The organism is Caballeronia humi (genome assembly GCF_001544475.1).
Classification (GTDB): domain Bacteria; phylum Pseudomonadota; class Gammaproteobacteria; order Burkholderiales; family Burkholderiaceae; genus Caballeronia; species Caballeronia humi.
Window position 1 is genome coordinate 173,009 of the sequence record NZ_FCNW02000007.1, and the last position, 9,775, is coordinate 182,783.

The window sequence follows — 9,775 nt, forward strand, 5'->3', positions numbered from 1 at the left end:
CTGAATGGTGCGGGTAAGCAAGCGATATCGGTGCCTTGAATACGCAGGGAAATGTGTGCCCCCACACCGACGACCCGCACAATGGTATGTACATTGAGCGTATCCGCCAAAGAGTGTGAGAGCCGATCCGGATAGCGTCATGGCGCGGTAGAGCACAACCCGCCGACTACTTTCCGTCGACGAAAAATCCTTGAGAGAGGCCCCGCCGTTCGTTCTTCGCACGGCGGGGCTTTTTGTTTTGTTGCTCAACGACGCCGAAGTCAAACCACGTTGATTACCACATCGATATTGCCGCGCGTCGCTTTCGAATACGGGCAGGTTTCGTGCGCGGCGTGCGCCAGCGCCTCGGCGACTTCGCGCGTCACGCCCGGCAGGCTCACGTTCAACCGCGCTTGCAGGAAGTACCCGCCGTCGGTCGTGCCCAGATCGATCTCAGCGTCCACAGCGGTATCGGCGGGGAGCACGACTTTCAGTTTCGCCGCAGCTATCCCCATCGCGCCGATGAAACACGCCGACCAGCCGGCCGCGAGCATTTGTTCGGGATTCGTGCCGTCGCCCTTGCCGGGCGTCGAGAGCTTCACGTCGAGACGGCCGTCGGAACTGCGCGACGCGCCTTCGCGGCCGCCCGTCGTGTGAGTCTTGCCGGTGTACAGCACCTTTTCGATTCGGGTCATCTTGCACTCCTTGTTTAGTGATGCGCGAACGTCGCGCGGATATCGTTCGTGAAGCGCACGCCCGACTCCGACGTGGCATCCGGCATGCCGCCGAATGATTGCGCGCCAGCGTCGGACGAGGCGCGAAGGTCGGCGTGTCCGATGCCGATCGTCTGGCTGCTCGGGCCGCGTTGCGACGCAGGCGCGCCTGCCGACGGATCGTAGTGCGGCGCGGGGCCGTAGCCGCTGCTGGCGAAGGCGGAACCGGCGGCGGCAGCCGTGGTGGCGATGAGGGCGGCGGCGATGAAATGCTTGATCATGATGAACCTCGAAAGAATTTGGATGTGTCCGGATGAGCGCGCGGCGATCAGCTTCCGCGATAGAGGTTTTGCAGGCCGGCGATCTGGCCGTTCATCTGCGCCTGAATCAGTTCATGGCGCACGTCGGCGCGCGTCTTGGCTTTGGCCTGCTGCGTCTGCATGGCGGCCGGTTGATCGGCTGTGTTCGTTGCGGCGTTAGCGAGACCGGACACGGCGAAAGCGGCAAAGGCCAAAGCTGCGAGGGTGGTTTTCATGGTGAATCTCCTGAACGATTAGTGGATAAGTGACGCCCGGATTTCATCGATTGCGCTGCAACTGCCTGTCATCCGTCGTTGAAGCATTAAAACGCGCTGACGTATCTGGCTTGTGTCGTACGACGGGGTTTTTGCAAGCTTGTGTATCGGTGAAGTGGTGGATACATTGCGATACAAACCCCGTCCTACTTTTGCGCCAGCAGGTTCTTGATCGCCGCCTCGGTCTGCGCGTAATCACCCTCGCCGAAGTGCGTGTAGACGACCTGTCCCTTCTTGTCGATCAGATAGAACGCGGGCCAGTACTGGTTGTCGTAGGCGCTCCACGTCGCGTAGCGGTTGTCCTGCGCGACCGGATACGTGATGCCGAAGCGCTTGATCGCGGTCTTCACGTTGCCGGTGTCGCGTTCGAACGGATACTCGGGCGTATGCACGCCGACCACCACCAGACCCTGGTCCTTGTACTTCTGGTCCCAGCTTTTCACGTAGGGCAGCGTGTTGATGCAGTTGATGCACGTGTAGGTCCAGAAGTCGACGAGCACCACCTTGCCGCGCAACTGCTGCAAGGTCAGCGGCTCGCTGTTGAGCCACTTGTCGATGCCGGTGAATTCCGGTGCGGGTGCGCTCGTCCTGAGCGGGCCCGCATGTGCGGCGGCGCCGGTTAAGGTGGCTGCGGCGACGAGGGTGGCGGCAGCGACGGTCTTGAGTCGGGAGAGCATGTCAAAGTCCTTTGAGGGCAGGAAGGAAAGAGGAAATCCAGGCATAAGCGAGGACGTCGTACTGCAGGTAGATGGCGAGCGCGGTGAGCATCACCAGAACGCCGAACACCTGCTGGATGCGATGGGCGTGACGGGCCAGGAGCCGCACGCGTCGAGTCATGAACTGCCCGCCGTAGATGATCGCGAGCATCGGAATGGCGGCACCGATTGCGTACAGCCCGAGCAGGAGCCCCGACCACTGGACGTCCTGCGCCTTCACGACCAGGACTAGAATCGAAGCGAGCACGGGCCCCGCGCACGGCGTCCAGACCGCGCCGAGCGACATCCCGAGCACGAAGCCACCCGCGTTGCCGCTGCCGGTGGTGGCCGGCGTGAGCGAGGCCGGCCACAGGCGTTGCAGCGGCTCCTGAAGGCGCGCGACGGCCCAGTCGTAAGGACGCGGCCACACGCGCAGGAAGCCCGAAAGCGCGAGCAGCACGATCGCGGAATTGCGCAGCGCCTGCTGCGCGACGTGCACCGAGCTGGACACGGCGCCGAGCAGCATCGCGAACGACGCAAAGGTCACGATGAAGCCCGCGATGATGAAGAGCGGTCGCACGCGATCCGGACGATCGACCGAAGTGCCGAGCAGGATCGGCATGATCGGAAGAATGCAGGGCGATGCGATCGTGAGAAGACACGCCGCAAAGGCGAGCGGTGTTTCGATGAGGTTGTGCACGATGACCTTCCGGTGGTGGGCATGGCTGTATTTGAAGGCCCGCTCGTATCCGGGATGTGTCGGAAAAGGGGCTTTCATGCAATGTTGTGTGTCCCGTACCGCGCGAGATACATTGCGATACAAAGCGCCGCGCGATCGGCGCTATAACGCAGACATCGCTAAACGAGGAGAGCCGTATGAATGCCGGATTGCTGAAGGGGTCCTGTCACTGCGGGCGTGTCACTTTCGAAGTGCGCACGCCCGTCGAGCCTGCCATGCGCTGCAACTGCAGCCTGTGTCGCCGCAAGGGCGCGCTGATGTCGCCGCCGTTCGCCGCAAGTGAGCTGAAGATCTTGAGCGGCGAGGATTCGCTCACGCTGTATCAGTTCAATACGCGCGTCGCGAAGCACTATTTCTGCAAGCACTGCGGTATCTATCCGTTCCACCAGACGCGCTCGAACCCGCTTCTTTGGCGCGTGAACCTTGGCTGTATCGAAGGCGTCGATCCGTATGCGCTCGAAGCGTCCATCGGCGATGGCGCAAGTTCCTCCGTGGTGGAGGATGCATGAGACGCTTTCTGTCGATCGTCGTGTTCCTCGCCGGCGGAATCGCGGCGGAACTGGCGCATCCGGTTCAGTGCCTGCTCACCACGCCGGGCCGGGTGCAGGTCAAACGCAGAAGGGCATGATCCCGAATGGAAACCACCGACCACGTACTGATCGTCGATGACGATCGAGGCATTCGCGAGTTGCTCGCCACTTATCTCGAGAAGAGCGGCATGCGCGTGTCGCTTGCCGCGAATGGCCGGCAGATGCGCGCCGCGCTCGAACAGGCCGTGCCCGATCTGATCGTTCTCGACCTCATGATGCCCGGCGAAGACGGCCTCGTGCTGTGCCGCGAACTGCGCGCCGGCAAGTTTCGCGCCGTGCCGGTTCTGATGCTCACGGCGCGCAGCGAGGAGGCGGATCGCATCGTCGGGCTGGAGATGGGCGCCGACGATTACCTCGCCAAGCCGTTCGCCGTGCGCGAGCTGCTGGCTCGCATCCGCGCGGTGCTGCGCCGCGTGCGCATGCTGCCGCCCGGCATGGAAGTGACCGAATCGGCCCAGATACTGGGCTTCGGCGACTGGCGGCTCGACACCACCGCGCGTCATCTGCTCGACGCCGAAGGCACGATGGTCGCGCTCTCCGGCGCGGAGTACCGGCTGCTGCGCGTCTTCCTCGATCACCCCCAGCGCGTGCTGACGCGCGACCAGTTGCTCAACCTAACGCAAGGCCGCCAGGCCGATCAGTTCGACCGCTCGATCGACCTGCTCGTGAGCCGCCTGCGCCAGCGTCTGCGGGACGTCGCGCGCGAGCCGCGCTACATCAAGACGCTGCGCAGCGAAGGCTACGTATTCTCCGCCGAGGTCGTCCCGATGGAAGGCCCGCAATGAACCTGCACTCGCTGCTGCACTGGCCGCGCACGCTGTTCGCGCGGCTCGCGCTGATCCTGTTCGTCGGCCTCGCGCTTGCGCAGACGATGTCGTTCTGGCTCACGATGACCGAGCGCGACCAGACGATGACCAACGTGATGATGGGATACATCGAGCGCGAGGTCGCGAGTTCGGTCGCGCTGCTCGATCACCTGCCGCCAGCCGAGCGCGCCGAATGGCTGCCGCGGCTCGCGCGTCGCAGCTACAGCTTCATGCTCGAACCCGGCGAGAGCGGCGGCCCGCCCGATGCGCAACTTTCGGCGCGCGTGGCCGAATCGATCGCGGACGGCATCGGCAAGCGCTATCCGTTGACCGTGAACGCGATTCCCGGCGACGCCGAGCGCCTGCAAGTCCACCTGCGCCTGTCCGATGGCTCGCCGCTGACGATCGACATGCGGCCGATGTCGGGTGCGCCGCTTTCGCGCTGGCTGCCGCTCGTGCTCGTGCTGCAACTCGTGGTGCTCGCCGCGTGCTGCTGGCTCGCGGTGCGGCTCGCGACGCGGCCGTTGAAGCAGCTCGCACTCGCCGCCGATACGCTCGGACCCGACCTCAGGGCGGATCGCTTGCCCGAGGACGGACCGGACGAAGTGGCACGCGCCGCGCGGGCATTCAACGCGATGCAGGACCGCGTCGCAACTTACATGACCGAGCGCATGCAGATCCTCGCGTCGATCTCGCACGACCTGCAGACGCCGATCACGCGCATGCGCCTGCGCGTCGACGTGATGGACGACAGCGCGCAGGGCAGCAAGCTGCAACAGGATTTGCAGGAAATGGAAACGCTCGTCAAGGAAGGCGTGACGTACGCGCGCACGATGCATGGCGCTACTGAAGTGCCTTGCCGCATCGATCCGGATGCGCTCTTCGACAGCCTCGTCCTCGATTACATCGATGCGGGCAAGACGGTGTCGCTGGAAGGCCGTCTCGATGCGCCGCTCGTGACGCGGCCGCAGGCGTTGCGGCGGATCGTCGGCAATCTGACCGATAACGCGCTGAAGTTCGGCGGCGAGGCCGAGATCAGGCTCGCCAGGCTGGAAGGGCGCGAGGTGATGATCTCCGTGCTCGATCGCGGTCCGGGCATCCCTGCCGAATCGCTCGAGGCGGTGTTCGAGCCGTTTTATCGGCTGGAAGGATCGCGCAACCGTCACACCGGCGGCACGGGTCTGGGCCTCGCAATCGCGCGTCAGCTCACGCTCGCGATGAACGCCACGCTCACGCTGCACAACCGGCAAGGCGGCGGGCTGGAAGCGAGGCTCGTGATGAAGGACCTCGACCCGAGCGGGGGTTAACGCTATTTTGTCCCGTTCGGCCGCGAGCCGATAATGGCCGGTTTCAACCTTTGCATGGAACGAAATGCGCGACCGCATCGACGAGGAGATCACCTTTCGCAAGCTGGAAGTCCTGCTCGCATTCATGGAGACGGGCAACCTCGCGAAGGCGGCCGAGGCGCTGAACGTGAGCACCGTCAGTGTGCATCGGGCGTTGCATTCGCTCGAACAGGGCGTGCGCTGTGCGCTCTTCCGGCACGAGGGCCGCAACCTCAAGTCGACGGAAGCGGCGCAGATGCTCGCCGATGTCGCACAGGAAGTGATCACGCTGATGTCCGACGGCATCCGCGCGACGCGCGAGGCGGCGGGCTATTCGTCGGACCGGCTGAAGATCGGATCGCTCTATTCGCTGACGATCCAGACGGTTCCCGGCATCGTCGTCGATATCAAGGTGCGGCGGCCGACGCTGCAAGTCGAACTCGCGCTCGGCTCGAACGCCGAACTGCTCGACAAGCTCAAGCAAGGCGCCATCGATGCCGCGCTGATGGCCTTGCCCGACACCGATCCCGAAGTCGAATCGATTCCGCTCTTCGAAGACGATATCTTTTTCGCGGCGCCTGCCGGATCGCCGTATGCGAAGCAGGAAGCCATCGACTTGCAGGATTGCCGCGACGAAACGTTCGTCTCGCTCGGTGATGGCTTTGTCACGTATCGCGGGTTTATCGAAGCGTTTCGCGTGGCGGATTTCACGCCGAAGGTCACCATGCGCGTCGGCGATATCTTTTCGCTGATGAATCTGGTGAGCGGCGGTGTCGGCTATACGCTATTGCCGGGCCGCGTGCGCGGTGTGTTCGGGGACAAGGTTCAGCTCATTCCGCTCAAGCCGCAATACCTGATGCGGCAGACGATCGGCGTCAGCTTCCTGCGCGCCCGCGAGCGCGATCCGAATCTGCTTGCATTGATGGCCGTCTGCCGGTTGCGTACAAGAAGCGCCGGCTGACGTCTTCAGATCGCGCGTGCATGTTCCCGCTCGATCAAAGCGCCGAGGTTAGACAGCGCGGTCTCGCTGCAACTCACTGCGATGCCTTCGTTGAAGGTCGCGCTCGTCAGGCGGGTCAGCACATTGGCGGGCGGCATCTCGATCGCGAGGCGCGCGTCGCGTTCCCACGCGAGGCGCATCGTGTCGCGCCAGCGCACTTGATGCGCCATGTTGCTTGCGAGATCGGTGGCGAGGCGCGCGCCATCGAACACCGGCCGCGCGATGCTGCTGCTCAGGTACACGATGCGCGGCCTTTTCATGACGACGTTTTTGAATGCATCGGCGAGCGCGGCAGCGGGTTCGTCGAGCAACGCGCAATGCGATGGAACCGCGACGTCGAGACGCTCGCTGCGTTGCGCGCCTTGCTCAATGGCGAGCGTGGAGAGGCGTTGCATCGCGGCATCGCTGCCCGCAACGACCATCTGCGTTTCCGCATTGATGTTCGCGAGGAAGACATCGCTGTTCACCTGCGCGATCAGCCGTTCGATGGCCCGCTGCGTCATGCCGATGATCGCCGTCATGCCGTAGCCGCTCGGGTACGCGGTTTCCATCAACTGGCCGCGCAATTCGACGAGCTTCACGGCATCGGCGTACTCGAGCGCGCCTGCGATCACGGCGGCCGGATACGCGCCGATCGAAAGGCCCGCGACCATGTCCGGTTCGTGACCGTGGGCGCGCAGCACGCGAGCCTCTGCCACGCCTGCGATCAGCAAGCACAGTTGCACCGCTACGGTGGAGCGGAGCGTGGCGGCATCGTCGAGGGAGCGGGCGTCGTAGCCCAGCGTGTCGCTGGCTTCTTCGAGTGTGTGCGTGGTTTCGGCGTGAGCGGGCAGCGCGTGCAGCATGCCCGCGCGTTGTCCGCCCTGGCCGGGGAAAGTGAAAAGGACGCTCATGATGCGTCGGTGCCCCAGGGATCGGATACGAGGACAGGACCGTGCGCCGTCTTCATCAGCACGCGATCGGTTAAACCCGCCCACTCCGCGAGAGCGAAGCCACCATGACCCGTGTCGATTTGCATGTCGATGCGCGCGGCGGGGGACGCTTGCAGCAACGCGAGAAGCGCGCGGGCTTCATCGCGCGGGAGAGGCTTCGGTGAGCGCAGAAGCAAATCGAGGTCGCTGTCCTGTCGCAACGTGCTCACGCCACTTGCCAGCGCAAAGCCGACGCTGCCGGTGATGCCCCACGTCAGGCGAAGCCGATCTAGTTCGGGCGCGATGCGGCTCAACGCTTGCACGCAGGGCACGTCCGCGAGTGCTGCATTCGTGTGCCAGGCGCGGCCCTCGGCAAGCGCCTCGGGCGTGACGCGACGAACGATGTGTTCATGCGAAACGTAAGCCGCAAATCGCTCGTTGCGCGCCCGTCCGCGCAATCCGACCGGTACGACGCCAGCTTCGCTAACCGCTTCGCGCCGCACAACTACAGGCGCTTGCAAGAGCCATTCGCGCGCTGCCCACGACGGCACTTCCGCTATCGAACGGATGTCGTCAGGCCCTGAGACCCACAAAAGATCATGCGGGCGAAGCGGTTCGTCGAACGTGGACACGAGCATGTTTTCAAGCGCCCATCAGCGCCTTGGTGGCAAAGAACAGCAGCGAAGGCCCGAGCAGGCAGCCGACGCCCGTATGGAACGTCGCGATCAGCGCACCGTAGGGTACGAGCCGGCGATCGGTCGCGGCGAGCCCCGCGCTTACGCCGCTCACCGTGCCCGCCAGGCCGCCGAAGATCATCGCGGAGCGCGGCGTCTTCAGTCCCATGAAGCCTGCCGCGAGCGGCGTGCCGATCATCACGATGATCGCCTTGATGAGGCCCGTCGCGATGCTGAGCGCGATCACGTCCGAGCTCGCGCCGATCGCCGCGCCCGTCACCGGTCCCACGATGTACGTGACCGCACCTGCGCCGATGGTCGTCATGCTGACCGCATCGGTATAGCCGAACGCATGCGCGATGCTCGCGCCGACGATGAACGGCAGCACGGTTCCGAGCAGCAGCGACACCACGCCGATGAGCCCCGCCTTGCGCGCCTCGGTGGCTTGCACTTCAAAGGCCGTCGCGACGATCGCGAAGTCGCGCAGCATCGCGCCGCCCATCAGGCCGATGCCGGTGAAGAGTGGCAGATCGGCGATGCCCTTTTGCCCGCCGGTGAATGCGCCGCCGATGTAGGCGAGCACGAGGCCGATGACGATGGCGATCGCCGAGCCGTGCACGCGGCCGAAGGTGAGCTTGCGCGAAATCAGCGACGACGCCCACATGATGAGGCCCACGAGGAAGAACGCGGTGACGAGGCCGTTCTGGATCAGAATCTTGTCGAGCATATGCAGCATGGCGGTCTCCTGCTTCAGATTTCTTCGAGGTGCGGGGCGTTCACGAACGACGTGCTGTCGTGACCGGTGCGGGAAAGGACGGCGATGCAGGCCGCGCAGATTGCTGCGGCGCCGAGGGCCGAGAGCAGCGCGACGGGGCCGCCTTTGAGCGCGGCGACGACGTTCTGGTTGGCCGCCATTGCGACGACGACGGGGATGTACATCGCGCCCCAGAAGCCGACGCCGGCTTCCGTTTCCTTCGGCAGGAGGCCTCGTTTGTGAAGATAAAGGCGCAGGAAAATCAGGAGCAGCATTGCGATGCCGACGCCGCCGACGTTTGTCTTTACACCAATGGCGACGCCTAGTAGGTCGCCGAGGAAGAGGCCTGCCAGGTGGCAGAACGCTAGAAGAGCAGTTCCGTAGATAATCATGTTGTGTCTCCTGTTAAGAATCTATAGGGAAATTTTTTTTGCAGGCGCTTGGGGCGGGTGGGTTGTTTACACCGTTTGATGCGCCTGCGCTTCTTGTGAACTTGTGTTCTTATCGGTCTATTTGCTCTGCCCCTGTCCGGGGCGGGACTCACTTTCTTTGCACAAGGTTTTACGCTGGCGCTTGGGTTTGTGGTTCAACACCGTTTGATGCGCTTAGGCTCCTAGGAAACTTGTTTTCTTCTCGGTCTATTTGCTCTGCCTCTGTCCGGGGCGGGACTCACTTTCTTTGCTGCTGCAAAGAAAGTAAGCAAAGAAAGCAGCTTCCAACCGCCAGTGCTAACGGTCCTTGACTCGCATAAGAACGGATTGGCGCTGGAGAGTAAGTGTCGCCCTCACGGTGGAACCGGGCTTGGCTCGCGGACCCACTGTGACAACGCGCACTTCCTCTAAGTGGTATGCGCTCCGGTTGGCTCCGTCCTCGCTTCGCTCCGACGTCGGGTTCACCAAAACCATCTTGTGCTTGCGCTTCCTGTTACCTTGGATTCTCTGCGCGGTGCACCCAACGTCTGAGCGCGTAGCGCGAGGACGGATGTATGACTGCTGCACCGGTCCGTTGTACTGCG

At 63.7% G+C, this 9,775-nt stretch carries 14 protein-coding genes; 5 read left to right on the top strand and 9 right to left on the bottom strand.

Annotated elements, in window-relative coordinates; all coding sequences use genetic code 11:
- Positions 1 to 260: 260 nt before the first annotated feature.
- The 5 genes from AWB65_RS10715 to AWB65_RS10735 all read right to left on the bottom strand — a co-directional run bounded on the left by AWB65_RS10715 (position 261) and on the right by AWB65_RS10735 (position 2,661).
- Positions 261 to 674 (bottom strand): organic hydroperoxide resistance protein, encoded by a 414-nt coding sequence (locus AWB65_RS10715; protein ID WP_087667124.1) that lies wholly within the window; start codon positions 672 to 674, stop codon positions 261 to 263.
- A 14-nt stretch (positions 675 to 688) separates the two neighbouring features.
- A complete protein-coding gene (locus tag AWB65_RS10720) occupies positions 689 to 973 on the bottom strand; it encodes a hypothetical protein (protein WP_087667125.1) in 285 nt (94 codons plus the stop codon).
- Positions 974 to 1,020: 47 nt separating this feature from the next.
- A complete protein-coding gene (locus AWB65_RS10725) occupies positions 1,021 to 1,227 on the bottom strand; it encodes a DUF4148 domain-containing protein (RefSeq protein ID WP_087667126.1) in 207 nt (68 codons plus the stop codon).
- Positions 1,228 to 1,412: 185 nt separating this feature from the next.
- Positions 1,413 to 1,943 (bottom strand): thioredoxin family protein, encoded by a 531-nt coding sequence (locus AWB65_RS10730; RefSeq protein WP_087667127.1) that lies wholly within the window; start codon positions 1,941 to 1,943, stop codon positions 1,413 to 1,415.
- 1 nt (position 1,944) lies between these two features.
- Positions 1,945 to 2,661: a cytochrome c biogenesis CcdA family protein gene (locus tag AWB65_RS10735; protein WP_087667128.1), complete on the bottom strand. Its 717-nt coding sequence runs from the start codon at positions 2,659 to 2,661 to the stop codon at positions 1,945 to 1,947.
- Between the two features lie 176 nt (positions 2,662 to 2,837).
- On the opposite strand from AWB65_RS10735, the gene AWB65_RS10740 reads away from it, so the two are divergent.
- From AWB65_RS10740 to AWB65_RS10755, 5 genes are all read left to right on the top strand, one after another.
- Complete coding sequence (locus tag AWB65_RS10740; RefSeq protein WP_087657024.1) at positions 2,838 to 3,209, top strand: GFA family protein; 372 nt, start codon at positions 2,838 to 2,840, stop codon at positions 3,207 to 3,209.
- The gene (locus tag AWB65_RS37630) at positions 3,206 to 3,328 is read left to right on the top strand and encodes a hypothetical protein (RefSeq protein ID WP_268808244.1); all 123 of its coding nucleotides are present in this window, start codon (positions 3,206 to 3,208) and stop codon (positions 3,326 to 3,328) included. The genes AWB65_RS10740 and AWB65_RS37630 overlap by 4 nt, the downstream gene beginning before the upstream one ends.
- 6 nt (positions 3,329 to 3,334) lie before the next feature.
- Positions 3,335 to 4,075, top strand: a complete 741-nt coding sequence (locus AWB65_RS10745) for a response regulator (RefSeq protein WP_087667129.1) — start codon at positions 3,335 to 3,337, stop codon at positions 4,073 to 4,075.
- Positions 4,072 to 5,403: a sensor histidine kinase gene (locus tag AWB65_RS10750; RefSeq protein ID WP_087667130.1), complete on the top strand. Its 1,332-nt coding sequence runs from the start codon at positions 4,072 to 4,074 to the stop codon at positions 5,401 to 5,403. Before AWB65_RS10745 ends, AWB65_RS10750 begins: the two co-directional genes overlap by 4 nt.
- 64 nt (positions 5,404 to 5,467) lie before the next feature.
- A complete protein-coding gene (locus AWB65_RS10755) occupies positions 5,468 to 6,382 on the top strand; it encodes a LysR family transcriptional regulator (protein ID WP_087667131.1) in 915 nt (304 codons plus the stop codon).
- Between the two features lie 5 nt (positions 6,383 to 6,387).
- Here the strand turns inward: AWB65_RS10755 and mdcH are convergent, their stop codons facing one another.
- Genes mdcH through madL form a run of 4 tightly spaced genes read right to left on the bottom strand, consistent with a single transcriptional unit; the run spans position 6,388 to position 9,152 of the window.
- Positions 6,388 to 7,314 carry a malonate decarboxylase subunit epsilon gene (gene mdcH / locus AWB65_RS10760; RefSeq protein WP_087667132.1) on the bottom strand — a complete coding sequence of 309 codons (927 nt, stop codon included), beginning with the start codon at positions 7,312 to 7,314 and terminating at the stop codon, positions 6,388 to 6,390.
- On the bottom strand, positions 7,311 to 7,970 hold the full coding sequence (locus AWB65_RS10765) for a malonate decarboxylase holo-ACP synthase (protein ID WP_087667133.1): 660 nt from the start codon (positions 7,968 to 7,970) through the stop codon (positions 7,311 to 7,313). Before AWB65_RS10765 ends, mdcH begins: the two co-directional genes overlap by 4 nt.
- Positions 7,971 to 7,974: 4 nt before the next feature.
- The gene (gene madM, locus AWB65_RS10770) at positions 7,975 to 8,742 is read right to left on the bottom strand and encodes a malonate transporter subunit MadM (RefSeq protein WP_087657018.1); all 768 of its coding nucleotides are present in this window, start codon (positions 8,740 to 8,742) and stop codon (positions 7,975 to 7,977) included.
- 14 nt (positions 8,743 to 8,756) lie between these two features.
- On the bottom strand, positions 8,757 to 9,152 hold the full coding sequence (gene madL / locus AWB65_RS10775; protein WP_087667134.1) for a malonate transporter subunit MadL: 396 nt from the start codon (positions 9,150 to 9,152) through the stop codon (positions 8,757 to 8,759).
- Positions 9,153 to 9,775: the final 623 nt, after the last annotated feature.

What these genes read in the sequence shown, in the direction of transcription:
- madL (WP_087667134.1), bottom strand. Translation starts at nt 9,152, where the DNA reads ATGATTATCTACGGAACTGCTCTTCTAGCGTTCTGCCACCTGGCAGGC.
- AWB65_RS10730 (WP_087667127.1), bottom strand. Translation starts at nt 1,943, where the DNA reads ATGCTCTCCCGACTCAAGACCGTCGCTGCCGCCACCCTCGTCGCCGCA.
- AWB65_RS10745 (WP_087667129.1), top strand. Translation starts at nt 3,335, where the DNA reads ATGGAAACCACCGACCACGTACTGATCGTCGATGACGATCGAGGCATT.
- AWB65_RS10725 (WP_087667126.1), bottom strand. Translation starts at nt 1,227, where the DNA reads ATGAAAACCACCCTCGCAGCTTTGGCCTTTGCCGCTTTCGCCGTGTCC.
- AWB65_RS10715 (WP_087667124.1), bottom strand. Translation starts at nt 674, where the DNA reads ATGACCCGAATCGAAAAGGTGCTGTACACCGGCAAGACTCACACGACG.
- AWB65_RS10740 (WP_087657024.1), top strand. Translation starts at nt 2,838, where the DNA reads ATGAATGCCGGATTGCTGAAGGGGTCCTGTCACTGCGGGCGTGTCACT.
- AWB65_RS37630 (WP_268808244.1), top strand. Translation starts at nt 3,206, where the DNA reads ATGAGACGCTTTCTGTCGATCGTCGTGTTCCTCGCCGGCGGAATCGCG.
- madM (WP_087657018.1), bottom strand. Translation starts at nt 8,742, where the DNA reads ATGCTGCATATGCTCGACAAGATTCTGATCCAGAACGGCCTCGTCACC.
- AWB65_RS10755 (WP_087667131.1), top strand. Translation starts at nt 5,468, where the DNA reads ATGCGCGACCGCATCGACGAGGAGATCACCTTTCGCAAGCTGGAAGTC.
- AWB65_RS10750 (WP_087667130.1), top strand. Translation starts at nt 4,072, where the DNA reads ATGAACCTGCACTCGCTGCTGCACTGGCCGCGCACGCTGTTCGCGCGG.
- mdcH (WP_087667132.1), bottom strand. Translation starts at nt 7,314, where the DNA reads ATGAGCGTCCTTTTCACTTTCCCCGGCCAGGGCGGACAACGCGCGGGC.
- AWB65_RS10720 (WP_087667125.1), bottom strand. Translation starts at nt 973, where the DNA reads ATGATCAAGCATTTCATCGCCGCCGCCCTCATCGCCACCACGGCTGCC.
- AWB65_RS10765 (WP_087667133.1), bottom strand. Translation starts at nt 7,970, where the DNA reads ATGCTCGTGTCCACGTTCGACGAACCGCTTCGCCCGCATGATCTTTTG.